Origin of the sequence: Pseudomonas sp. RtIB026 (assembly GCF_016861355.2) — a bacterium.
GTDB classification, from domain to species: Bacteria; Pseudomonadota; Gammaproteobacteria; order Pseudomonadales; family Pseudomonadaceae; genus Aquipseudomonas; species Aquipseudomonas peradeniyensis.
Genome location: NZ_AP023348.2, coordinates 59,355 through 82,318, shown reverse-complemented (window position 1 = coordinate 82,318; position 22,964 = coordinate 59,355). Strand labels below are relative to the sequence as shown.

The window sequence follows — 22,964 nt, the reverse complement described above, 5'->3', positions numbered from 1 at the left end:
CGACCCTTTCGCGGCACAAGGCCGCTCCTACAGGGGCGCGCGCTCGTCTGTAGGAGCGGCCTGGTGCCGCGAAAGGGCTGCAAAGCAGCCCCAACAAACTCAGAACAGCGCAGCGGACAGCTTGCGGCGATACACACTGACCAGCGGGTGAGCGTTGCCCAGCAATTCGAACACCTGCAACAGCGCCTTCTGCGGCAAGCCGTTCTCGTAGGCGCGGTTGCGCTGGAACAGCTTCAGCAGCCCGTCCATCGCCGCCTCGTACTGCTGGCGCGCCAACTGCTGGATACACAGCTGGTAGGCTGCTTCGTCGTCCTGTGGATTCTGCGCCAGACGGCTCTTCAGCTCGGCGGCTTCCGGCAGGCTGGCGGCCTGGCGCAGGAAGGTCAGCTGGGCCTTGGCGCCGGCCAGGGCGGCCTTGTGCTCGTCGGTCTTGACCGCGTCGAGCACCACCTGGGCCTCGCCCAGCTCGCCGCGCTCGGCCAGGCAGCGGGCGTAGAGGATCAGTGCCTCGGCATTGCTGTTGTCTTCACCCAGCAGCACCTGCAGCAGGGCCTCGGCTTCGCTGAAGCGGCTTTCGGCGAACAGCGCCTTGGCCTGCTCCAGCGGCGCGGCGGCAGGCGGCGCGGGCATCTGCACATGGGGTTCGAGCATGGCGCGGATGGCCGACTCGGGCTGGGCGCCGGCGAAACCGTCGACCGGCTGGCCGTCCTTGAACAGCACCACGGTCGGCAGGCTGCGGATGCCGAACTGGGCGACGACCTGCTGCTCGACGTCGCAGTTGATCTTGGCCAGCAGCAGTTCGCCCTGATAACCCTCGGTGATGTTTGCCAGCAACGGCATCAGCGCCTTGCACGGCGCGCACCACTCGGCCCAGAAGTCGACCAGCACCGGCTTGTGGAAGGAGTTCTCGATGACCAGTTGCTGGAAGGTGGCATCGGTGGCATCGAAGATGTACGGCACATCTTTGTTATCAGGAGCTTGGCTCATCGCAACTCTCGCAAATCCGTGAATACCCCCACTATAAGGGCTCGCGGCTGGCATGGTACAGGCTGACCCGGCGGAATTCGTGCGGCTCGGCCAGATCCGGCAGGGTCAGCGCCTCGAGCACGCCGAGCGGGCGGTACAGCGGGTGGCTGAAGTCGCGCACCCGCGAATCGGCGACCAGCGCCTGGCGGCCACGGCTGAGGAACTCGTCCAGCAGCGGCAGGTTGGCGCGGTCGTAGAGCACATCGGCGACCAGGATCAGGTCGAAGCGGTCGGCTTCGGCGAAGAAGTCGCTGCTGTAGCTCAGCGTCACACCGTTCAGCGCGGCGTTGGCACGGCAGGCGTCCAGGGCCAGCGGATCGAGGTCGCAGGCCACCACCTCCAGGGCGCCGGCCCGGGCGGCGGCGATCCCGGCAATGCCGGAGCCGGCGCCGAAATCCAGCACGCGCTTGCCGCGCACCCACTGCGGGCGCTCGGCCAGGTAGCGCGCCATGGCCAGGCCGCTGGCCCAGCAGAAACTCCAGTAGGGCGGCTCCTCGAGAATGCGCCGGGTTTCCTCGCGGGTGAATTCGCGGTCCATGTTCTGGTCGTCGATCAACCAGAGTTTCAGGTCGCACCCGGGCAGTTCGCTGACGATCAGCCGCGCTTCGCCGATCAGGCCGCTCAGGGCCTGTTGCAGGATTGCCGGGGCCATCTAGGGTGCCTTTTCGAAACGCAGCGGGCCGGTGGCCTGGGTCTGGGCCTGGGCGATGCGTACCGGCGGCAGGTGCAGGATCAGCTGGCCGGAGCGGCTGGCGCGACCGCGCAGTTCGACGCGGGCTCCGGCGGGGAAGGCTTCGGGGTTGAAGCGCAGGCGGTAGGGCAGGGCCTGGCCAGTGCCGCTCAGGGTGCTGCTGGCCAGCAGTTGCTGTGGTCGGCCGCGCTCGTCGATCACCAGCAGGGCCAGCTCCACGTCGGCGCCCGCCGGGATTTCCAGCAGGGTGCCGCTCAGCTCGCGCTGGTAGGCCGGCAGCGGGCCCAGGGGTTCGGTTTTCTTGGCCACCTTGGCCGGCACAGGGGCAGGGGCCTGTTCCGGCTTGGGGCGGTCGCTGCCGCAGGCGGCGAGCAGGGCGGCGCAACACAGCACGACGAGCGCTCGAGGGTGCATGGGGTAGTCCTTCACGGGCAGATTTGCATGGATGGTAAACCCTTTGGCTTGTCTTGCCAGTGCAATGCGCTACCATGGCCCTCCCTTTTTTTGTTGCCTGCCACCATGCACTGTCCGTTTTGCGGTGCCAACGACACCAAGGTCATCGACTCGCGTCTGGTCGCCGAGGGCGAACAGGTGCGTCGTCGGCGCGAATGCGTCGCCTGCGGCGAGCGCTTCACCACCTTCGAAACCGCCGAGCTGGTCCTGCCCCGGCTGATCAAGCAGGACGGCACGCGCCAGCCCTTCGACGAAGACAAGCTGCGCGCCGGCATGCAGCGCGCGCTGGAGAAGCGCCCGGTCAGCGTCGAGCGTCTGGAAGCGGCGCTGGCGCATATCAAGAGCCGCCTGCGCGCCACCGGCGAGCGCGAAGTGAAGTCACTGGTGGTCGGCGAGATGGTGATGGCCGAGCTGCGCAAGCTCGACGAAGTGGCCTACATCCGTTTCGCCTCGGTCTACCGGCGTTTCCAGGACCTCGACGAATTCCGCGAAGAAATCGACCGCCTGGCCCGCGAGCCGGCTAAAGAGTAAGCATGTCCAGCCAAGCCATTCTCGACGCCCACTACATGGCCCGGGCCGTGGAACTGGCCCGCAAGGGCCTGTACAGCACCCACCCCAACCCCCGCGTGGGTTGCGTGATCGTGCGTGACGGCGAGGTGGTCGGCGAAGGCTGGCATGCGCGCGCCGGCGAGCCGCACGCCGAGGTCCATGCCCTGCGCCAGGCCGGTGAGCGCGCCCGCGGCGCCTGCGCCTATGTCACCCTCGAGCCCTGCAGCCACCATGGCCGCACGCCGCCGTGCGCCGAGGCGCTGGTCAAGGCCGGGGTGGCGCGGGTGGTGGCGGCCATGCAGGACCCCAATCCGCAAGTGGCCGGCAATGGCCTGCAGCGGCTGCGCGAGGCCGGCATCGAAGTCGCCAGCGGTGTGCTCGAGGCCGAGGCTCGCGCGCTCAACCCGGGCTTTCTCAAGCGCATGGAGCAGGGCCTGCCGTTCGTGCGCGCCAAGCTGGCCATGAGCCTGGACGGCCGCACCGCCATGGCCAGCGGCGAAAGCCAATGGATCACCGGCCCTGCGGCGCGTGCCGCGGTGCAGCGCTTGCGCGCCTGCTCCAGCGTGGTGCTGACCAGCGCCGAGAGCGTGCTGTTCGACAACGCCCGCATGACCGTGCGTGGCGAGGAGCTGGGCCTGGATGACGCGCTCACCGCCCTGGCCCTGTCGCGCCCGCCGTTGCGCGTGCTGATCGACGGGCGCCTGCGTCTGCCGCTGGACGCGCCGTTCTTCCAGGCCGGCCCGGCACTGGTGGTGACCGCCGCCGGTGAAGACCCACGCTATGCGGCCGCCGGCCATGAACTGATCAACCTGCCCGGCAGCGAGGGGCGTGTCGACCTGCCGGCACTGCTGCGCACCCTGGCTGGGCGCGGGGTCAACGAAATCCTGCTGGAGGCCGGCGCCGGCCTGGTCGGCGCTTTCGCCCGCCAGGGCCTGGTCGACGAGTACCAGCTGTTCGTCGCCGGCACCTTCCTCGGCTCCGAAGCGCGCCCGTTGCTGGACTGGCCGCTGTCGAAAATGAGCGAGGCGCCGCGGCTGAAGATCACCGAAATGCGCGCGGTCGGCGATGACTGGCGAGTCACTGCCATCCCCCTGCCGCCCCCCGGCGTATAATGCCAGGCTTGCCTCGCGCAGCCCGTATCTAGGAGAACACCATGTTCACCGGCATCATCGAATCCATCGGCACCATCCGCAGCCTCACCCCCAAGGGCGGTGACGTGCGCGTCTACGTAGAGACCGGCAAGCTCGACCTGGGCGACGTCAAGCTTGGCGACAGCATCGCGGTCAACGGCGTGTGCCTGACCGCCGTCGAGCTGCCCGGCGACGGCTTCTGGGCCGACGTCAGCGTCGAGACCCTCAAGCGCACTGCCATGGTCGATCTCAAGAGCGGCAGCCGGGTCAACCTGGAAAAGGCCCTGACCCCCACCACCCGCCTGGGCGGCCACCTGGTCAGTGGCCACGTCGACGGCGTCGGCGAGATCGTCTCGCGCGCCGATAGCGCCCGCGCCATCCAGTTCCGCGTGCGCGCGCCCAAGGAGCTGGCCAAGTACATCGCCCACAAGGGCTCGATCACCGTCGACGGCACCAGCCTGACGGTCAACGAAGTCGATGGCGCCGAGTTCGAGCTGACCATCGTCCCGCACACCCTGTCCGAAACCATCATGGCCGACTACCGCGCAGGGCGTCGGGTGAACCTTGAGGTCGACCTGCTGGCCCGTTACCTGGAGCGTCTGCTGCTGGGCGACAAGGCCGCCGAGCCGAGCAAAGGCAGTGGCATCACCGAAAGCTTCCTGGCCGCCAACGGCTTCTTGAAATCCTGATTGAGAAGGGGGTGCCGCGTGGCGCTCAACAGCATCGAAGAACTGGTCGAAGACATCCGCCAGGGCAAAATGGTCATCCTCATGGATGACGAAGACCGCGAGAACGAAGGCGACATCATCATGGCGGCCGAGTGCTGCCTGCCCGAGCACATCAACTTCATGGCCAAGCACGCCCGCGGCCTGATCTGCATGCCGATGACCCGCGAGCGCTGCGAAACGCTCAAGCTGCCGCTGATGGCGCCGCGCAACGGCTCGGGCTTCGGCACCAAGTTCACCGTGTCGATCGAAGCCGCCGAAGGCGTCACCACCGGCATTTCCGCCGCCGACCGCGCCCGCACCGTGCAGGCCGCCGCCGCCAAGGACGCCAAGGCCGAGGACATCGTCAGCCCCGGTCATATCTTCCCGCTGATGGCCCAGCCCGGCGGCACCCTGGCCCGCGCCGGTCACACCGAGGCCGCCTGCGACCTGGCGCGCATGGCCGGCTTCGAGCCAAGCGGGGTGATCTGCGAAGTGATGAACGACGACGGCACCATGTCGCGCCGCGCCGAGCTGGAAGTGTTCGCCGCCGAGCACGGCCTGAAGATCGGCACCATCGCCGACCTGATCCACTACCGCATGATCCATGAGCGCACCGTGCAGCGCGTCTCCGAGCAACCGATCGAGAGCGAGCTGGGCCAGTTCAACCTGGTCACCTACCGCGACGCGGTGGAAGGCGATGTGCACATGGCCCTGACCCTCGGCAAGATCTGCGCCGAGGAGCCGACCCTGGTGCGCGTGCACAACATGGACCCGCTGCGCGACCTGCTGATGGTCAAGCAACCGGGCCGCTGGAGCCTGCGCGCGGCCATGAGCGCCGTGGCCGAGGCCGGCAGCGGCGTGGTGCTGCTGCTGGGCCACCCGCTGGACGGCGACGTGCTGCTGGCGCATATCCGCGAGAGCGCGGGCGATGCCCCGGCGAAAGCGCCGACCACCTACAGCACCGTCGGTGCCGGTTCGCAGATCCTGCGCGACCTCGGCGTGCGCAAGATGCGCCTGATGAGTTCGCCGATGAAGTTCAATGCGATATCCGGATTCGATCTGGAAGTTGTAGAATACGTGCCCTCCGAGTGACTTGAGGCGGCATTTTCGCCCCTGGACTCGAGTCCAAACCCTCCCGAGGCCGCCACAGCGCGGCCTCGCTCTTGAAGATGAGAACTCCGGAATGACCCTGAAGACCATCGAAGGTACCTTCATCGCCCCCAAAGGTCGCTATGCTTTGGTGGTTGGCCGCTTCAACAGCTTCGTCGTCGAAAGCCTGGTAAGCGGTGCAGTCGATGCCCTGGTACGCCACGGCGTCAGTGAAAGCGACATCACCATCATTCGTGCCCCGGGCGCGTTCGAAATCCCGCTGGTGGCACAGAAAGTCGCCCAGCAGGGTGCTTATGACGCGATCATCGCCCTGGGCGCAGTAATCCGTGGCGGTACCCCGCACTTCGAATACGTGGCGGGCGAGTGCACCAAGGGCCTGGCCCAGGTGTCCATGGAGTTCGGTGTTCCGGTGGCCTTCGGCGTCCTGACCGTCGACTCCATCGAGCAGGCCATCGAGCGTTCCGGCACCAAGGCCGGCAACAAAGGTGCCGAAGCTGCCCTGTCGGCCCTGGAAATGGTCAGTCTGCTGGCGCAGTTGGAGGCCAAGTGATTAGCGACGAAAGCGATCGTTTCAACCCGCGCGATCCAAAACCTGCGGATGCCGGCAAGCCCTCGAAGAGCGCCAAGCGTCGCGAAGCCCGCAAGCTCGCCACGCAAGCGCTCTACCAGTGGCACATGGCCAAGCACTCGCTGAACGAAGTGGAAGCGCAGTTCCGGGTCGATAACGATTTCACCGATGTCGACGGCGCCTACTTCCGCGAGATCCTGCACGGGGTCCCGGCGAAGAAGGCCGAGATCGACGAGGCGCTCAAGCCTTGCCTGGACACGCCGCTGGAAGAGCTCGACCCGGTCGAGCTGGCCGTGCTGCGCCTGTCCACCTGGGAGTTCATGATGCGCGTCGACGTGCCGTACCGCGTCGTCATCAACGAAGGCGTGGAACTGGCGAAGGTCTTCGGCGCCACCGACGGCCACAAGTTCGTCAATGGCGTGCTGGACAAGCTGGCTCCGCGTCTGCGTGAGGCGGAAGTCAAGGCGAACAAGCGCTGATCGCGGCGCTGACCAGCCATGGGTGAGTTCGAGCTGATCCGTCACTACTTCGCCGCCGCGCCTTGTGCGCAGGGCGGCGAGGGCGTGGCCCTGGGGATCGGCGACGACTGCGCCCTGCTGGACCTGCCCGCCGGCGAGCAACTGGCGATCTCCACCGACACGCTGGTGGCCGCTGTGCATTTCCCCGCCGTCTGCGACCCGCTGCTGCTGGGCCAGCGCTCGCTCGCCGTGGCGGCCAGCGACCTGGCGGCCATGGGCGCCACGCCCATCGGCTTCACCCTCGCCCTGACCCTGCCCGAAGTCGGCCCGGACTGGCTTGAAGCCTTCGCCGATGGCCTCGGCCGCATGGCCCACCGTTGCCGCATGACCCTGATCGGCGGTGACACCACCCGTGGACCGCTGAGTATCACCGTGACCGTGTTCGGCCGGGTACCGGCGGGCCAGGCCCTGCGTCGCAGCGGCGCGCAGCCGGGCGACCTGCTGTGCGTCGGCGGTTTCCTGGGCAATGCGGCGGGGGCATTGCCGCTGGTGCTGGGCGAGCGCGAGGCGGCTGCCGAGGTGGCCGGCCCGCTGCTGGAGCACTACTGGTCGCCCTTGCCCCAACTGCAACTGGGCGAGCGCCTGCGTGGCCTGGCCACGGCGGCACTGGATATCTCCGACGGCCTGCTGGCCGACTGCGGGCATATCGCCAAGGCGTCCGGCGTCGCGCTTGAGGTGAACCTGGCGCAGGTCCCCGTGTCTGCTCCTTTACAGGCTTTCCTGGGGCGCGAGGCGGCGGTGCAGGCGGCGCTCACTGGCGGCGACGACTACGTGCTGGCCTTCACCCTGCCGGAAAGCGCACTGACCTCCCTGGCCCGCGAGGTGCACGTCATCGGGCGTGTGCTGCAAGGCCAGGGTGTGACCCTGCGTGACCCGCAGGGCCAGGACATCACCCCCGTGCAGCGGGGCTATCAACATTTCAGGGAGACACCGTGACCGACCACCCCAACCAGGTGCCTGCGGAGTTCGTTCCGCCTTCGGTCTGGCGCAACCCGTGGCACTTCATCGCCTTCGGCTTCGGCTCCGGCACCCTGCCCAAGGCCCCCGGTACCTGGGGGTCGCTGGTGGCGCTGCCGTTCATCCCGCTGTGGCAGATGCTGCCCGACTGGGGCTACTGGCTGCTGCTGGGCATCAGCATGCTGTTCGGCGTGTGGCTGTGCGGCAAGGTGGCCAACGACTTGCGCGTGCACGACCACGAGGGCATTGTCTGGGACGAGATCGTCGGCATGTGGATCACCCTGTGGCTGGTGCCGGAAGGCTGGCAGTGGCTGCTGGCGGGGTTCCTGATGTTCCGCTTCTTCGACATCCTCAAGCCGTGGCCGATCCGCTGGGTCGACCGCCATGTGCATGGTGGGTTCGGGATCATGCTCGACGATATCCTGGCCGGCGTGTTCGCCTGGCTGGGCATGCAGGTTCTGGTGTGGGCGGTGGCCTGATACAGGGAGCGTTGCAATGGCCTTGAGGAGTGTGTTGCTGGCGTGGGTGCTGCTTTGCGCGGTGCCCGGCGTCATGGCGCAGGAACAGCAGGTGCGCCTGGTCAGCGAGGAGTGGCTCGACTACACCAACGCCGATGGCAGCGGGCTGGCCTGGGACGTGCTGCGCCAGGTGTTCGAGCCGGCCGGGGTCAAGGTCAAGGTGCTGAGCGCGCCGTACAGCCGTTCGGTCGGTTTGGTGAAACGGGGCGAGGCGGATGCCTGGGTCGGCTCGTACAAGGAAGAGAACGACGACAACCTCTATCCGCGCTGGCATTTCGACCTGGACCATATCTATGCCCTGGGCCTGGCCGGCAAGCCGCAGCCGACGCTGGACACCATCGGCCAGTACCGCCTGGCCTGGGTGCGTGGCTATGACTACGCCAGTTACCTGCCCAACGTCCACAATTTCCGCGAGGTACAGCGTCGCGAAGGGATCCTGCCCATGCTCGAGCATGACCGGGTGGATTTCTACATCGATGCACAGACCGAGGTCGAGTACGTACTCGGGCAGGCGCCCGAGCCCAAGCGCTTTCGCAGCACCCACGTCGCCGAGCTGCCGTTGTACCTGGCGTTCACCCGCAGTGCGCAGGGCGAGGCCTTGCGTGACCTGTTCGACCGGCGCATGGCGCAACTGGTGCGCAGCGGTGAGTTGAAGCCGATCTTCGAGCGCTGGAAGCAGCCGTATCCGTTCACTGCGGATAGCCAGCCGCATTAGGCTCATGTCGCTGTTCTTGTAGGAGCGGCCTTGTGTCGCGATGGGCTGCGTAGCGGCCCCAGCAATTTTGATGGTGGCTCGGAATCTGGGGCCGCTGCGCGCCCCTTTCGCGGCACAAGGCCGCTCCTACAGGATTTGGTCCTTGTTCCATAAGCATCGAACATTTCGATCTTAAGCCACCATATTCCTCCTGCGCACCTGCGCCGGGCTGCTGATACAATCGGCCGATCTGAAAAATCCTACTATCCAGGAGCACAACGTGCCCGTCGTCTTTGTTGCCGCCTCTAAACTCCCGACTCCCTTTGCGATCTTCACCATGCATGGCTTCCTCGACGAAGCTACTGGCCGCGAGCACGTGGTGCTCAGCCTGGGTGACATCGCGGACGGCGAGCCGGTGCTGGGGCGTCTGCACTCCGAGTGCCTGACCGGCGATGCGCTGTTCAGCCAGCGCTGCGACTGCGGCTCGCAACTTGAAGCCGCGCTGCAGGCCATCGCCCGCGAAGGCCGTGGCGTGCTGCTGTACCTACGTCAGGAAGGCCGTGGCATTGGCCTGCTGAACAAGATCCGCGCCTACGAGCTGCAGGATGGCGGCGCCGACACTGTCGAGGCCAACGAGCGCCTGGGCTTCGCCGCCGACCAGCGTGACTACGCCATGTGCCTGCCGATGCTCGAACACCTGGGTGTGAAATCGCTGCGTCTGATGACCAACAACCCGCGCAAGGTCAAGGCCCTGACCGACATGAGCATCAAGGTTGCCGAGCGCGTGCCGCTGCACACCGGTCACAACCCGCACAACCGCCTGTACCTGGCCACCAAGGCCGACAAGCTTGGCCACATGATGGGCAACAAGCACCAGGGCGAGGTGCCCCAGGCGTGACCCGCGGCGAGGTGAAGCGGCGGCTGGCCCTGGCCTGGTGGCAGTACCTGGCCATGGGCTTGTTGCCGTTGCCGATAATGGCCTGGGCGTTCGGCGGCGGTGAGCCGCTGATCCCGGTGCTGGCCATGCCCTTGTTCATCGCCGGGGCCGCGACCATGTTCCTCAGCCTGCCGCGCTTCGGCGCCTACAAGCGGGCATTGATCGCCACCGACAAGCAGCTGGGCACGCCGGACGAACCCGCTGCCTGGATCGAGTTGGCGCGGGTTCGACGCCTGGCCATGCTGTTCGCCTGCTTCCCGGCCTGGGTCGCTGCACTGTCGGTGTTGGTCGGGCTGGAGGCCGTGCCGCAGATCCTCCTCGCCCTGTCTACTGTGGTGCTGCTGTACCTCTACCGTATTCCGCGCCAGCTCGGCTGATGCGGGCGCTTCTCGCCTCCTTCGCATTGCTGTGCCTCGGTACCCTGGCCGAGGCCGGGCCACGGGTGGTCAGCCTGGCGCCGTCGATGACCGAGATCGTCCTCGAGCTGGATGCTGATGACCTGCTGGTGGGCCTGCTGGATGCAGGCGAGCGTCCGCCCGGCCTTCAGGCCCTGCCCTCGGTCGGGCGCCATGGCCAGCTGGATATGGAGCGCTTGCTCAGCCTCAAGCCTGACCTTCTGCTGCTCTGGCCCGGCAGTGTCGCGCCAGCCCAGCGTGACCAGCTCAAGCGCCTGGGTATCGCCACGTTCAGTGGCGAGCCCGGCGACCTCGACCAGTTGATCGAGCAGATCGAAGCCATCGCCCGGCGCCTCGGGCGGGACGAGCAGGGTCGCGCCTATGCCGCCGGCCTGCGTGATCGACTGCAGGCGCTGCGCGAGCGCTACCGGCGCGACACGCCGCTGCGGGTGTTCTATCAGGTCTGGGACAAGCCGCTGTACACCTTGGGTGGACGCCAGGTGGTCAGCGATGCCTTGCGCGTCTGCGGGGCGCGCAATGTGTTCGACGACCTGACCCAGCCTGCGCCGCAGGTCAGCGTGGAGTCGGTGCTGTTGCGCGATCCCGAGGTGATCCTGGCGGGTGACGCGGCGCAGCTGGCCAGCTGGCGTAGCTGGCCGCAGTTGAGCGCCGTGAAGGGGGAGCGTTTGCTGGTGGTGCCGGACAAGGGACTGGAGCGGCCCAGCGGGCAGATGATCGAGGCTACCGCCCGGTTGTGCGCGCTGCTGGAGGCTAGAGGGTCGGTGTCCAGGTAAGGCTCAGCAGCCAGGTGCGGCCTTCTTCGCGATAGCCGTACTGGCTGTCGTCGAAGCTGTACAGGGCACGGCTGTAGTGCTTGTCCAGCAGGTTGTCGAGTTTCAGTTCCAGCCGAACCTCGTCGGTCGCGGCCCAGCCTCCACGCAATCCAAGCAGGCCGTAGCCACCCAGCGCATTGCGATTGGCCTCGTCATCGTAGCTGCCGCTCACTGCCTGCCAGCTACCGCCCAGGCTGAACCGTTCGAATTGTCGATCCAGATCCAGGCTCAAGGTCCGTCGGGCGCGGCGGGCGAGGGTGTGCCCGCTATCGCGATCGCGAGGGTCGATCAAGGCCAGGCCCAGTTGGCTGTGCCATGCGCCCCACTGCTGCTCCAGGCCCAGCTCAAAGCCGTTGATCCGGGCCGATGCCACGTTACGGGGGATGGAGCCTGCGCCGAAGATGATCGCGTCACGCAGGTCGGTGCGGTACAGCGAGGCCTCCAGGCGGCTTTCCTTGCTCAGTTGGCTGCGCCACTGCAACTCGTAGCTTTTCGAGCGCTCGGGGTCGAGGTTCGGGTTGCTGTACTGGGGGTAGTACAGATCGTTGAACGTCGGTGCGCGGAAACCTTCGCTGTAGGACAGCAACACATCGTTGTCGACATTGACCGGTACCGTGACGCTGCCGCTCCAGGTGGTCTGGCCGCCGAACTGCTGGTTCTGGTCGCGGCGCAGGCCCAATTCGGTGGAAAAGTGTTCACCGGTGAAGCGATGCTGGATGAACACAGCGCGATTGAAGCGGCTGTCCTCGGTGAAGTCGGTGCTGGCGTGGACGCGATCCTGATACCAGTCGGCCCCCGCCAGCAGGTTGTTGCGCTCATCCACGACGAAGTCGTTCTGCCAGGTCACCTGGTCGCGATAGGTGTTGAACACGAAGCGCTCATTGCTGAGCTTGTCGCGTTTGTCGTCGCGATTTTCGCTGTGACCCAACTCCAGGCGCGAATGCCAGGCCTCGGTGAGCTGGGCGTCCAAGTAAGTGCCCAGGCTGCTGACCGTGAAATCGGTATAGGGCTTTTGGCCGAAGCTCTGGAAAGTGGCCATGTCGAAGCGGCCAAAGGGATTGTCGTACTCGCTGCGTCCTCGGCTGTCGAGCAGGTTCAGGCCGGCTTCGTAACGTTCATTGAAGGCATGGCTCAGGCTGAGGTTGAATGAACGGTTGCGATAGGCGTCATGGTCGCCATCGCTGGCATACGACGGCCCGGTCGAATCGATGCCGGCGGTTTCGTCCAGGCTGGCGCCGAGGTTGAAGCGGGTCGCGCCATCACCGCCCGACAGCCCCAGGCTGCGTTGCCAGGTCTGATTGCTGCCGCCGGCCAGGTGCAGGCGCGGTTGCAGGCCCTGGCCGTCACCACGGCGGGTGAAGATCTGGATCACCCCGCCAATGGCGTCGCTGCCGTAGATCGCTGAGCGCGAGCCGCGCAGCACTTCCACACGTTCGATCTGGTCGATGCCGAGGAACTGCAGGGCGCTGTCGCCGGAGGTGGCATTGGCAATGCGCACGCCGTCGACCAGCACCAGGGTCTGGGCGGCCTTGGTACCGCGGATGAAGATGCCGGGCAGGCTGCCGCGACCGCCGGTGGGCGCCACCTGCACGCCGGGGACGCGGGTGAGCAGGTCGGTGACGCCGCTCGGTTGCAGGCGATCGATATCGGCACGGGTGAACACCGTGTTGGCGGCGCTGGTGGCGGTGCGTGACTCGACCTGGCGGCTGGCGCTGATCAGTACGTCGGGGAGTTTCAGGGCGTCATCGCGTTCGGCGGCCAGCAGGAATGTAGGGGCGCAGAGGAGTGCGGCACAGGCAGATTTTTTCATGGGCAGTTCCATCGCATTCGCGGGTAAACCCGCTCCCACAGGATCTCCACAGACCTTTAATACTGTGCAGTCCCGCTCCCACAGGATCTCCACAGACCTTGAATACTGTGCAGTCCTGCTCCCACAGGATCTCCACAGACCTTGAATACTGTGCAGTCCCTGTGGGAGCGGGTTTACCCGCGAAAGGGCCCTAGAGGCCGAGCCTGGCCATCCGGGCTTTGACGGAGGCTTCGATCCCCGCCGCATCCAGCCCACATTCAGCCAGCATCTGCGCAGGCTTGGCATGCTCGACATAGATATCCGGCAGACCCAGGTGCAGCAGCGGCTTGACCACGCCCTCGCGGGCCAGGAACTCGCCGACGGCGGCGCCGGCGCCGCCCATGATGGCGTTTTCCTCGATGGTCACCAGCAGTTCGTGGCTGGCGGCCATCTCCAGCACCAGCGCCTCGTCCAGCGGCTTGACGAAACGCATGTCGACCACGCTGGCGTCGATCTGCTCGGCCACCTGCAAGGCTTCGGTCAGTTGCACGCCGAACACCAGCAGGGCGACCTTGCCGCCCTGGCGGCGGATCACGCCCTTGCCGATCTCCAGTGGTTCCAGATCGCCGCTGATCGGCGCGTTGGGGCCGGTGCCGCGCGGGTAGCGCACGGCGGCCGGGCCCTTGTAGTGGTGGCCGGTGCTGAGCATCTTGCGCAGCTCGTTCTCGTCGCTGGGGGTCATCACCAGCATGCCGGGGATGCAGCGCAGGTACGAGAGGTCGTAGGCGCCGGCGTGGGTCGGGCCGTCCTCGCCGACCAGGCCGGCGCGGTCGATGGCGAACAGCACATCGAGGTCCTGCACCGCCACGTCGTGGATCAGCTGGTCATAGGCGCGCTGCAGGAAGGTCGAGTAGATCGCCACCACCGGCTTGGCGCCCTCGCAGGCCATGCCCGCGGCAAAGGTCACCGCGTGCTGTTCGGCGATGGCGACGTCGAAGTAGCGCTCGGGATAGCGTTCGCTGAAGTCGATCAGGTCCGAGCCTTCCTTCATTGCCGGGGTGATGCCCACCAGGCGGTTGTCGGCGGCGGCCATGTCGCACAGCCACTGGCCGAACACCGAGGCGTATTTTGGCCCGCTGGCTTTTTTCGGCGCGACCGGCTTGTCGGCCGGCTCCAGCTTGGTGATCGCGTGGTAGCCGATCGGATCGACCTCGGCCGGGGCGAAGCCCTTGCCCTTCTTGGTCACCACATGCAGGAACTGCGGGCCCTTGAGGTCGCGCATGTTGCGCAGGGTGGCGATCAGGGTCGGCAGGTCGTGGCCGTCGATCGGGCCGATGTAGTTCCAGCCCAGTTCCTCGAACAGGGTGCCGGGCACCAGCATGCCCTTGGCGTACTCTTCGGTGCGACGGGCGATCTCCCAGGCCCCGGGCAGGCGTGACAGCACTTTCTTGCTGCCTTCGCGCATGCTGGCGTAGGTGCGGCTGGAGAGGATCTTGGCCAGGTAGTTGGACAGGCCGCCGACGTTGCGCGAGATCGACATGTCGTTGTCGTTGAGGATGACCAGCATGTTGGCATCCACTTCCTGCGCGTGGTTCAGCGCCTCGAAGGCCATGCCGGCGGTCAGCGCGCCGTCGCCGATCACGGCGATCGACTTGCGCGGATCGTTCTGCAGACGGGCGGCGATGGCCATGCCCAGCGCGGCGCTGATCGAGGTGCTGGAATGACCGACGCCGAAGGTGTCGTACTCGCTCTCGCTGCGGCGCGGGAAGGCGGCGATGCCGTCCTTCTGGCGCAGGCTGAGCATGCGCTCGCGGCGGCCGGTGAGGATCTTGTGCGGATAGGCCTGGTGGCCGACGTCCCACACCAGCCGGTCGTCCGGGGTGTCGAAGACGTAGTGCAGGGCGATCGTCAGTTCGATGACGCCCAGGCCCGCACCAAAATGCCCACCGGTCTGCCCCACGGTATAGAGCAGGTCCTGGCGCAGCTCGTCGGCCAGGGTCTCCAGGTCGGCTTCGGCCAGCCGGCGCAGGCCGGCGGGCGTGTCGGCGCGGTCCAGCAAAGGCGTGACCGGGCGTTCGCGGGGGATCTCTTGAAACGTCGTGGGCATCAGGCGTGTCGTTATAGGTGTGAAGACGCGGCAGTTTACCCCATTGTAGGAAAAGCTGCCCATTCGGACGGGTGTGCAGGAAGCTCAATGCAGCACGGATCCTGTAGGAGCGGCCTTGCCGAGGCGTCGGACCGGCCGGAAAGGGCTGCGTAGCGGCCCCAGGATTTAAGCGTTGACGCAAAGATTGCCGGGGCCGCTTTGCGGCCCTTTCGCGGCACGAGGCCGCTCCTACAGGGGGACTTAGTGACGGCGTTCGACGATGTAGCGGGCCAGCGCCCGCAACGGCTCGGCGTTGTCGCCAAAGCCTTGCAGCGCGGCCAGCGCCTGGTCGCGCAGCTCCACGGCATAGGCCTTGGCCGCCTCCAGCCCGAGCAGCGCCGGGTAGGTCGGCTTGTCGCGGGCGATGTCGGCGCCCTGGCGTTTGCCCAGGGTGGCGGTGTCGCTCTCCACGTCGAGGATGTCGTCCTGCACCTGGAACGCCAGGCCGATGGCCTGTGCATAAGTCTGCAGGGCATCGAGCTGGGCCTGATCGGCGCGGGCGCTGGCCAGGGCGCCGAGGCGCACGCTGGCTTCGATCAGCGCGCCGGTCTTGTGCCGGTGCATGTATTCCAGGGCTTGCTGGTCGAGCTTGACGCCCACCGAGCCCAGGTCGATGGCCTGGCCGCCGACCATGCCGGCGGGACCGGCGGCCTTGGCCAGGGTCTGGACCATCTGCAGGCGGATAGCGTCGGACTGCGGGCTCAGGCGTGGCTCGAGCAGAGCACTGAAGGCCAGGCTCTGCAGGCCGTCGCCGGCGAGGATCGCGCAGGCTTCGTCGAACGCCTTGTGGGTGGTGGGCTGGCCGCGACGCAGGTCATCGTCGTCCATCGCCGGCAGGTCGTCATGCACCAGCGAGTAGGCGTGGATCAGCTCCACCGCGCAGGCCGCGCCGTTGGCTTGCTCGGGCGGCACGCCGAAGGCTTCGCAGGCGGCATAGGCCAGCAATGGGCGCACGCGCTTGCCGCCGTTCATCACGCTGTAGCGCATCGCGGCGTAAAGGCGTTCAAGCTCCTTCGACGGCGCCTGGAACAGCGGTTCGAGGGCGGCATCGACCCGTGCCTGGGCGCTTTGCTGGTACTGGGCGATCATGCCTCGGGCTCCGCGTCGAACGGCTGGGCAGCCAGCTCGCCGTCACGCTCCAGCAGGATCTGCACCTTCTGCTCGGCCTGGGCCAGGGCGCCCTGGCAATCGCGGGTCAGGGCGATGCCCTGTTCGAAGGCGGCCAGCGACTCTTCCAGCGACAGTTCGCCGTTCTCCAGGCGCTCGACCAGGGCTTGCAGGTCGGCGAGGGATTGTTCGAAATCGATGGAGGTTTTTTTGCGGGCCATGGCGACTGTCTCGGTGGCGTTCAGAACGGCGCGACACTAGCAGAGCGGGGCAGGGGGAGCAAATTGCGTGGGCCTATCGTTCGTCGCATTTTGTTGCACTTGTCTGGCGCAAGCCATCTTGCAATCCGTCATGCAATCGAATTGTGGGGGTGGCGGCCCTCTGCCATAATCCGCGCGCTCTGGCCTGCGGGTCAAAGACCTTCCTCCCCGACGTCATGTAATGGACTACGTTGTGAGCTTCCTCTCGATCGAATTCGGCCTCTGTTTCACGCTGTTCTTCCTGCTCTATTGGAGCCTGTGCTGGAGCGTGCGGTTGCAGAACCTGCTGCTCCTGACCGCCAGCTACGGCCTGGTGGCGAGCTTCAGCCTGCAGTCGCTGTACATCCTGCTGGGCTACAGCACGCTGGTGTACCTGCTCGGCCAGCTGGCGGGGCGCTATCCCGGGCGCTGGTTCAGCCGCGTGCTGCTGCTGACGCTGGTGCTGGGCTGCTTCTACCTGTTCAAGTACCAGGCGTTCTTCGTCGAAGGCGCGCAGGCCGCGCTGGCCACTGCCGGGTTCGACGTGGCGCTGCCGCTGCTGGAAGTGCTGGTGCCGATCGGGCTGTCGTTCTACACCTTCCATTCGGTCAGCTACCTGGTGTCGATCAACCGCCGCGAGCTGGCGCCGGTGCCGCCGCTGGACCTGGCCTTGTACCTGGCGTTCTTCCCCAGCCTGGTGGCCGGGCCGGTCAACCGTGCCCTGCACATGCTGCCGCAGATCCGCCCGCCGGCCATGCGCCAGGTGCTGGAACCGCAGCGGGCGCTGGGGCTGATCGCCATGGCGGTGGTCAAGCTGTTCTTCCTCAGCGCCTGGCTGGGCAGCGAGTGGGTCGACCCGGTGTTCGACACCCCGGGCAGCGCCAGCCCCGAGCAGGTGCTGCTGAGCGTGTACGGCTACAGCTTGCTGATCTACTTCAACTTCAGCGGCTACACCAACCTGGTCACCGGCATCGCCCTGTTGCTGGGCTTCCGTCTGCCGGACAACTTCGACGCGCCGTACGCCGCGCACAACCTCAAGGAATTCTGGGGGCGCTGGCACATCAGCCTGTCGCGCTTCATCCGCGACTATGTGTACATCCCGCTGGGCGGCAACCGCAAGGGCGTATGGCGCGGCAACCTGAACATGCTGCTGGCGATGCTGGTGTCCGGCCTGTGGCACGGGGCGAGCGTGAACTTCATCATCTGGGGCGCCCTGCATGGCGTCGGCCTGGCCATTTCCAAGCTGTTCAGCCAGTGGTTTCCGGGTTTCGCGCGGCTGCCGGGTTCGGGCCTGATGGCGCGGTTGATGACTTTCCACTACGTGGCCTTCGCCTGGATCTTCTTCCGCAGCCCGACGCTTGAGGGCGCGATGGAGATGCTCGGCAACATCGCCCAGCTGAGCCTGGCGGGCCTGAACAGCGCCACGGGCCTGATGCTGCTGGCCTGTGTGTTGTTCGTGGCCAGTTATCCCCAGTGGCTGGCGCTGTTGCGCCAGAGTGGCGCGCTGTTCCAGCGCCTGCCGTGGCAGTTGTACCCGATCCCGCTCGGGGTCGGTGTGTCGCTGGTGATTTTCGCTTCGCAGTCGGGCGTGCCGGGGTTCATCTATGCAAGCTTCTGATAGCAAACAGCTGTTCCAGGTGCAGATGGGCGCCGCCCGTGGCTTGTATGCGATCGTGGTCACCACCGCGTTGCTGTTCTGGCTGAACCAGGACTCGATCAAGCTCTATTGCCAGCAGAAATACCACCAGAGCTGCGAGATACCGCTGCTGGGCCAGCTGCCGGCCTGGCGCTTGGGTGCGCAGTTGACGGCGATGCTGGAGGCGCAGCGCGATGACCTGCTCGAGCAACTGCTGCCCGCGCCGCAACTGGCCGAGGGGCCGGCGATCGAGGTGATGCCTGCGCCGATGCCGGTGGTCACGGTCGATCTGCAAACCCCGGCGGTCCTGGCCAAACCGCTGCCACCGGTATCGACGCCCGCGCATGCACAGCCGACGCCTGCGCCGGTTCATGCGCCAGCCCCGGTCGCTGTCGCCCAGCCTGTGCCGCCTACACCTGCACCGGCATTGTTGCAGCCGGGGACTGTGGCCTCGCTGGTCGCTGGTGACGAAGTGTTCCTGGTCGGCGACTCGCTGATGCAGGGCGTGGCGCCGCACCTGGCCAACAGCCTGCGCAAGCGTTACCAGATCCGCACCGTCAACCTCAGCAAGCAGAGCACCGGCCTTGCCTATCCGGGCTTCTTCAACTGGCCGAAGACCGTGGCCGACACCCTCGATCACGAACCGAACGTGCGCTTGATGGTGGTGTTCCTAGGCCCCAACGACCCCTGGGACATGCCCCAGGGCAAGGGCAAGCCATTCCTGCGCTTCAAGTCGCCGGAGTGGGAGGTCGCCTACCGTGCCCGTATCGATTCGATCCTCGAACAGGCGCGCACGCACAACGTGCAGGTGATCTGGGTCGGGCCGCCGAACATGGAGAAGGCGCGACTGTCCACGGCCATGGGCTACCTCAGCGGGCTCTACCAGGAGCAGACCGCGCTGTTCGGCCAGCATTACATCTCGGCCAACCCGATCCTCGGCTACACCGACGCCAACTTCTCGTATACGGTGCAGACACCGCAGGGCAAGCGGGTCAAGGTGCGGGTCGACGACGGCATTCATTTCACCATCACAGGCCAGAAGATGATCGCCGAACAGGTTCTGTCGCTGATCAGCTTTCCGGGCCTGACCGTTACAGGACATTGAGATGCGCCAATGGCATCACCTGCTGGGCCTGGCCCTGCTGATCAGCGCCGCGCCGGGTTGCAGTACCGGCGCCAACAGCGTGAGCGCCCAGCCCACGGCCCGGCCCGCCGCCGCGCCTGCCGCCCGTCAGGACGGCAACCTCGCCTTGCTCGCCGGCAAGCTGCGCAATGCCGGCCGGGCGCCGGTTGCCATCGTCCAGCTGGGTGACTCGCACACCGCCGCCGACCTGTTCAGCGGCGAGCTGCGCAAGCTGTTGCAGACGCGCTACGGCGACGGCGGCATCGGCCTGGTGCCGGCTTCGCCGGTGCCGGGGATCCGCAACGACCGGGTGATCATCAAGAGCGAGAGGCGCCAGTGGGAGCTGGTGTCGGCGCGCAACCAGCAAAGCCCGCAGTTCCCGTTGGGGGGCTACCTGTCGCTGCCGTTGGCCAATCGCGCCAGTGTTGTGTTGCAGGCGCGTGATGAGGACCGCCAGCGCTACAAGGTCTCGGCGTTGTACCAGTCGACCACCAGTGCCAGCCTCTTCGTCAATGGTGGCCAGCGCCGCGTGCTGCCGGCGAGCAATGGCCAGTGGCGCTTCAGCCCGGCCTACGCCAATGTCGGCCTGCCGGTGCAATTGAGTGTCGAGGGTGGCCGGGGTGTCGCGCTGGGGGGCTGGTACATCCAGGGGCAGAAGAATGCCGGGGTGACCTACTCGGCGCTGGGCATCAACGGTGCGCGCCTGGACGTGGTGGACAAGTGGCAGCCGGGTTGGCGTGACAGCCTCAAGGCCGTGCGGCCTGACCTGGTGATCCTGGCCTACGGCACCAATGAAGCGTTTGACGACAAGCTCGACCTGGCGCTGTACCAGACGCAACTGGAGGCGACCCTCGTCGGCCTGCGCAAGGACCTGCCCCAGGCGGCAATCCTGCTGGTCGGGCCGCCGGACTCGATCAAGCAGCGCAAGGCGCGCAGCTGTGCGGCGCGCCAGCCTCAACCGTTGGCCTCGGTGATCCGTATCCAGAAGCAGATGGCGCAGAAGTACAAGGCGCTGTTCTGGGATTGGCAGGGGTTCATGGGCGGGCCGTGCTCGATTGCCGGCTGGCAGGCGGGCGGGCTGGCGCGGCCGGATCTGGTGCACCTGACGGCTGATGGCTATCGCAAGAGTGCGGCGGGGTTGTATGAGTTTTTGAAGGGGCCGTTGGGGTTGCGTTGACGGCAGCTTGATCGGCATTGGGCTTTAGATTGTTGGGGCTGCTTTGCAGCCCTTTCGCGGCACGAGGCCGCTCCTACAGGGGATCGCAATTTCCTGTAGGAGCGGCCTTGTGCCGCGAATGGGCCGCACAGCGGCCCCAAGATGATTCAGGCGATCTCTGCTTCCAGCTCGACCATCGCCTCGCGATAGCGCGCCAGTTCCTCGATGGTCAGCACCGGCAGGTTGTACTGGCGGGCATACACCGCCACCTGCTCGCCGCGGGCCATGCTGCCGTCGGGGTTCATCAGTTCGCACAGCACCGCCGCCGGGCGCAGGCCGGCCAGGCGGGCCAGGTCCACCGAGCCTTCGGTGTGGCCGCGACGGGTCAGCACGCCGCCATCGCGGGCGCGCAGCGGGAACACGTGGCCTGGGCTTACGATATGACGTTCCTGCGCGGTCGAGCGCAGCGCGGCTTCGATGGTGGTGATGCGGTCCTGTGCCGACACACCGGTGCTGACCCCTTCGGCGGCTTCGATGGTGACGGTGAAGCCGGTGCCATGGCGGGCCTGGTTATTCTGCACCATCGGCGCCAGCTGCAGGGCGTCGACGGTGGCTTCGTCAAGGCACAGGCAGACGATGCCGCTGCAGTCGCGGATCATCATGGCCATGGTCTGCAGCGAAAGGTTCTCGGCGGCGGCGACGATATCGGCTTCGTCCTCGCGGTCGTCGTCGTCGAGCAGCAGCACGGGTCGCCCGGCCTGGAAGGCGGCGATGGCGGCGCTGACATTGGGGAATTGCTTGTTGAGCATGGTGGACATGAAACGCTCCTCGTGAATGATCGATGAACGTCTCGGGGCGAACAAAATGCGCGCGCAGGGGTGCCCGGACGGCCCCTGCCAAACGCCTTCTTTCATCCGGACTATGACCGTCGGCCCTGGAATCTCACCAGGTCTGCTGACCCCCGGCATGGCCGGAGCGCTCGCGGGCTCATCTTTCGATTTACCGCCGGTGGGGACTTTCACCCCGCCCTGAAGACCGGCCAAGCATACCCCACTGTGCCAGCGGGCTGGCAAGCCCTACGACTTTAGTTGCTGCCAGTCCAGTCCGAAGCGCGCCAGGTACTTGCGCAGGCGGTCGGCATCGTTGGGGTTGGCCTTCTCCTGGCGCGATACCGCGAACAGCTGGCGTCCGGCTTCTGACAGGCTCGGCGCGCGGCGGCAGACGTCGATCACCGCCTGCAACTGCACCTGGTCGAACAGGTCCAGCTCGCGACCTGTGAGCAGTGGTTCGGTGTTCGGTTCCAGGCCCCAGGCGTAACGCAATCGACCGATCTCCTCCTCGACCAATGCCTCGTCGATACGCCCGCTGTCGGCCAGGGTCGCCATGCGCGTGATCGACGCCGACAGCTCGCGGAAGTTGCCAGCCCAGCGTGCCTCGCCGGCATGGGCGAAGTCCAGGTAGCGGCGCTTGGCCTCGAGGTTGAAGCGCACCTGGCGGCCTTGTTCGCGGGCATGGCGCTGCAACTCGAAATCGAGGTTCGGCTCGATGTCCTCGCGGCGTTCGGCCAGGCCCGGGAGGGCGAAGGTCCACAGGTTGATGCGGGCGAACAGGTCCTCGCGGAACGAGCCGTCGGCGACCTTGGCGCGCAGGTCGCGGTGGGTGCCGGCGATCAGCTGGAAGTCGCTTTCCACCTCGCGGTCCGCGCCCAGCGGGAAGAAGCGTTTTTCCTCGATGGCCTTGAGCAGCATGGCCTGTTCGTCAGCGCCCAGTTCACCGATCTCGTCGAGGAACAGCATGCCGCCGTCGGCGGCGCGCAGCAGGCCGTCGCGAGCGTTCTGGGCGCCGGTGAAGGCGCCCTTGGCGTGGCCGAACAGGGTCGACATGGCGCCGTCGCCGCGCAGGGTGGCGCAGTTCACCTCGATGAAACGCCCGCCCAGTTGGTGGCGGCCGCGCTTGAGTTCATGGACGCGGCGGGCCAGGAACGACTTGCCGGCGCCGGTCGGGCCGACCAGCAGCATGGGCGCCTTGGAGCGCAGGGCGACCCGCTCGATCTGCTCGATGGTGCGGTTGAAATCCGGGTTGCGCGTGGCGATGCCGGACTTGAGCAGCGACTGCCCCTCGACCTGCTCGCGGCGAAAGCGCGAGGCGATCGGGTCGTAGCGCGACAGGTCGAGGTCGATCAGCGTGGCGGTGCCGGCCGGGTCGCTGTTCTCGTCCTGCTTGCGCGAGGGCGAGGTCTGCACCAGGCGCGCCGGCAGGTAGCGGGCTTCGGTGAGCAGGAACCAGCAGATCTGCGCGACGTGGGTACCGGTGGTGATATGCACCAGATAGTCCTCGCGCTCGGTGTCGAAGGTATAGCCGCTGGCGAAGTCGTGCAGGGCGCCGTAGACCTCTTCGAAGTCCCACGGGTTATGCAGTGCCAGCGGGTGCAGGCGCACCTCGGTGGCGGGCGAGACCTGCTGGATGTCGCCACGGATCCGCTCGGCCAGGCTCTGGTCGCGCGCGCTGGGGCCGTGGATCAGCTCCAGGCGATCGAGCGGCAGGTCGGCTTGCTGGCACAGGCCGATGGTTGGCCGCCAGCGGTTCCAGCGTGCGGCGCCCTTGCCGTTGCGGTCGAGGGTGGTGCCGAGGAAACCGATGGCGACGAGGGGCTTGGTCATCCGTGATTATCCAAAAAGATAA

General features: G+C 66.7%; 24 protein-coding genes and 1 riboswitch. Of the genes, 15 read left to right on the top strand and 9 right to left on the bottom strand.

Going from position 1 to position 22,964, the window contains the following annotated elements:
• Positions 1-99 precede the first annotated feature (99 nt).
• Genes trxA through PRtIB026_RS00365 form a run of 3 tightly spaced genes read right to left on the bottom strand, consistent with a single transcriptional unit; the run spans position 100 to position 2,131 of the window.
• The gene (gene trxA / locus PRtIB026_RS00375) at positions 100-987 is read right to left on the bottom strand and encodes a thioredoxin (RefSeq protein WP_203650062.1); all 888 of its coding nucleotides are present in this window, start codon (positions 985-987) and stop codon (positions 100-102) included.
• A 31-nt stretch (positions 988-1,018) separates the two neighbouring features.
• Positions 1,019-1,678 carry a class I SAM-dependent methyltransferase gene (locus PRtIB026_RS00370; protein ID WP_062575341.1) on the bottom strand — a complete coding sequence of 220 codons (660 nt, stop codon included), beginning with the start codon at positions 1,676-1,678 and terminating at the stop codon, positions 1,019-1,021.
• Positions 1,679-2,131, bottom strand: coding sequence for a YbaY family lipoprotein (locus tag PRtIB026_RS00365; RefSeq protein WP_028690274.1), 453 nt, complete (start codon positions 2,129-2,131; stop codon positions 1,679-1,681).
• Positions 2,132-2,236: 105 nt separating this feature from the next.
• On the opposite strand from PRtIB026_RS00365, the gene nrdR reads away from it, so the two are divergent.
• The 12 genes from nrdR to PRtIB026_RS00305 all read left to right on the top strand — a co-directional run bounded on the left by nrdR (position 2,237) and on the right by PRtIB026_RS00305 (position 11,047).
• A complete protein-coding gene (gene nrdR / locus PRtIB026_RS00360) occupies positions 2,237-2,701 on the top strand; it encodes a transcriptional regulator NrdR (RefSeq protein WP_009685710.1) in 465 nt (154 codons plus the stop codon).
• Positions 2,702-2,703: 2 nt separating this feature from the next.
• A complete protein-coding gene (ribD, locus tag PRtIB026_RS00355) occupies positions 2,704-3,831 on the top strand; it encodes a bifunctional diaminohydroxyphosphoribosylaminopyrimidine deaminase/5-amino-6-(5-phosphoribosylamino)uracil reductase RibD (RefSeq protein ID WP_267813342.1) in 1,128 nt (375 codons plus the stop codon).
• 41 nt (positions 3,832-3,872) lie between these two features.
• The gene (locus PRtIB026_RS00350; protein ID WP_050703585.1) at positions 3,873-4,538 is read left to right on the top strand and encodes a riboflavin synthase; all 666 of its coding nucleotides are present in this window, start codon (positions 3,873-3,875) and stop codon (positions 4,536-4,538) included.
• An 18-nt stretch (positions 4,539-4,556) separates the two neighbouring features.
• The gene (gene ribBA / locus PRtIB026_RS00345) at positions 4,557-5,648 is read left to right on the top strand and encodes a bifunctional 3,4-dihydroxy-2-butanone-4-phosphate synthase/GTP cyclohydrolase II (RefSeq protein ID WP_050703586.1); all 1,092 of its coding nucleotides are present in this window, start codon (positions 4,557-4,559) and stop codon (positions 5,646-5,648) included.
• 91 nt (positions 5,649-5,739) lie between these two features.
• Positions 5,740-6,216: a 6,7-dimethyl-8-ribityllumazine synthase gene (gene ribE / locus PRtIB026_RS00340; protein WP_003255395.1), complete on the top strand. Its 477-nt coding sequence runs from the start codon at positions 5,740-5,742 to the stop codon at positions 6,214-6,216.
• Entirely contained in the window at positions 6,213-6,713 is a 501-nt protein-coding gene (gene nusB, locus PRtIB026_RS00335; RefSeq protein ID WP_203650064.1) for a transcription antitermination factor NusB, read from the top strand. Before ribE ends, nusB begins: the two co-directional genes overlap by 4 nt.
• A gap of 18 nt (positions 6,714-6,731) precedes the next feature.
• Positions 6,732-7,688, top strand: a complete 957-nt coding sequence (gene thiL / locus PRtIB026_RS00330; RefSeq protein WP_203650066.1) for a thiamine-phosphate kinase — start codon at positions 6,732-6,734, stop codon at positions 7,686-7,688.
• The gene (locus PRtIB026_RS00325) at positions 7,685-8,188 is read left to right on the top strand and encodes a phosphatidylglycerophosphatase A (RefSeq protein ID WP_023632630.1); all 504 of its coding nucleotides are present in this window, start codon (positions 7,685-7,687) and stop codon (positions 8,186-8,188) included. The genes thiL and PRtIB026_RS00325 overlap by 4 nt, the downstream gene beginning before the upstream one ends.
• Positions 8,189-8,204: 16 nt before the next feature.
• Positions 8,205-8,942 (top strand): substrate-binding periplasmic protein, encoded by a 738-nt coding sequence (locus PRtIB026_RS00320; RefSeq protein WP_203650068.1) that lies wholly within the window; start codon positions 8,205-8,207, stop codon positions 8,940-8,942.
• Between the two features lie 259 nt (positions 8,943-9,201).
• Positions 9,202-9,819 (top strand): GTP cyclohydrolase II, encoded by a 618-nt coding sequence (ribA, locus tag PRtIB026_RS00315; protein WP_011531972.1) that lies wholly within the window; start codon positions 9,202-9,204, stop codon positions 9,817-9,819.
• Positions 9,816-10,235, top strand: coding sequence for an MFS transporter (locus PRtIB026_RS00310; protein WP_203650070.1), 420 nt, complete (start codon positions 9,816-9,818; stop codon positions 10,233-10,235). The genes ribA and PRtIB026_RS00310 overlap by 4 nt, the downstream gene beginning before the upstream one ends.
• Positions 10,235-11,047, top strand: coding sequence for a cobalamin-binding protein (locus PRtIB026_RS00305; protein WP_203650072.1), 813 nt, complete (start codon positions 10,235-10,237; stop codon positions 11,045-11,047). Before PRtIB026_RS00310 ends, PRtIB026_RS00305 begins: the two co-directional genes overlap by 1 nt.
• Here PRtIB026_RS00305 and PRtIB026_RS00300 read toward each other — a convergent pair.
• The 4 genes from PRtIB026_RS00300 to PRtIB026_RS00285 all read right to left on the bottom strand — a co-directional run bounded on the left by PRtIB026_RS00300 (position 11,025) and on the right by PRtIB026_RS00285 (position 16,349).
• Positions 11,025-12,896, bottom strand: a complete 1,872-nt coding sequence (locus tag PRtIB026_RS00300) for a TonB-dependent receptor domain-containing protein (RefSeq protein WP_267813335.1) — start codon at positions 12,894-12,896, stop codon at positions 11,025-11,027. The two genes, PRtIB026_RS00305 and PRtIB026_RS00300, sit on opposite strands and share 23 nt — an antisense overlap.
• A gap of 190 nt (positions 12,897-13,086) precedes the next feature.
• Positions 13,087-14,982 carry a 1-deoxy-D-xylulose-5-phosphate synthase gene (gene dxs, locus PRtIB026_RS00295; RefSeq protein ID WP_203650074.1) on the bottom strand — a complete coding sequence of 632 codons (1,896 nt, stop codon included), beginning with the start codon at positions 14,980-14,982 and terminating at the stop codon, positions 13,087-13,089.
• Positions 14,983-15,222: 240 nt separating this feature from the next.
• Positions 15,223-16,110, bottom strand: coding sequence for a (2E,6E)-farnesyl diphosphate synthase (gene ispA / locus PRtIB026_RS00290; RefSeq protein WP_203650076.1), 888 nt, complete (start codon positions 16,108-16,110; stop codon positions 15,223-15,225).
• On the bottom strand, positions 16,107-16,349 hold the full coding sequence (locus tag PRtIB026_RS00285; protein WP_028690287.1) for an exodeoxyribonuclease VII small subunit: 243 nt from the start codon (positions 16,347-16,349) through the stop codon (positions 16,107-16,109). Before PRtIB026_RS00285 ends, ispA begins: the two co-directional genes overlap by 4 nt.
• A 220-nt stretch (positions 16,350-16,569) precedes the next feature.
• Here PRtIB026_RS00285 and PRtIB026_RS00280 point away from each other — a divergent pair, with 220 nt between their 5' ends.
• From PRtIB026_RS00280 to PRtIB026_RS00270, 3 genes are read left to right on the top strand one after another with little or no spacing between them, the layout of a single operon-like run.
• The gene (locus tag PRtIB026_RS00280) at positions 16,570-17,985 is read left to right on the top strand and encodes an MBOAT family O-acyltransferase (protein WP_203650078.1); all 1,416 of its coding nucleotides are present in this window, start codon (positions 16,570-16,572) and stop codon (positions 17,983-17,985) included.
• Complete coding sequence (locus tag PRtIB026_RS00275) at positions 17,972-19,108, top strand: DUF459 domain-containing protein (protein WP_244670950.1); 1,137 nt, start codon at positions 17,972-17,974, stop codon at positions 19,106-19,108. Before PRtIB026_RS00280 ends, PRtIB026_RS00275 begins: the two co-directional genes overlap by 14 nt.
• Position 19,109: 1 nt before the next feature.
• Positions 19,110-20,303 carry an SGNH/GDSL hydrolase family protein gene (locus PRtIB026_RS00270; RefSeq protein WP_267813329.1) on the top strand — a complete coding sequence of 398 codons (1,194 nt, stop codon included), beginning with the start codon at positions 19,110-19,112 and terminating at the stop codon, positions 20,301-20,303.
• A 146-nt stretch (positions 20,304-20,449) separates the two neighbouring features.
• Here the strand turns inward: PRtIB026_RS00270 and ribB are convergent, their stop codons facing one another.
• Together ribB and rtcR are read right to left on the bottom strand one after the other, a co-directional pair.
• Positions 20,450-21,100, bottom strand: coding sequence for a 3,4-dihydroxy-2-butanone-4-phosphate synthase (ribB, locus tag PRtIB026_RS00265; protein ID WP_203650081.1), 651 nt, complete (start codon positions 21,098-21,100; stop codon positions 20,450-20,452).
• A gap of 80 nt (positions 21,101-21,180) precedes the next feature.
• Positions 21,181-21,322: riboswitch (FMN riboswitch) on the bottom strand.
• 36 nt (positions 21,323-21,358) lie between these two features.
• Positions 21,359-22,942: an RNA repair transcriptional activator RtcR gene (gene rtcR / locus PRtIB026_RS00260; protein WP_203650090.1), complete on the bottom strand. Its 1,584-nt coding sequence runs from the start codon at positions 22,940-22,942 to the stop codon at positions 21,359-21,361.
• Between the last annotated feature and the right edge of the window lie 22 nt (positions 22,943-22,964).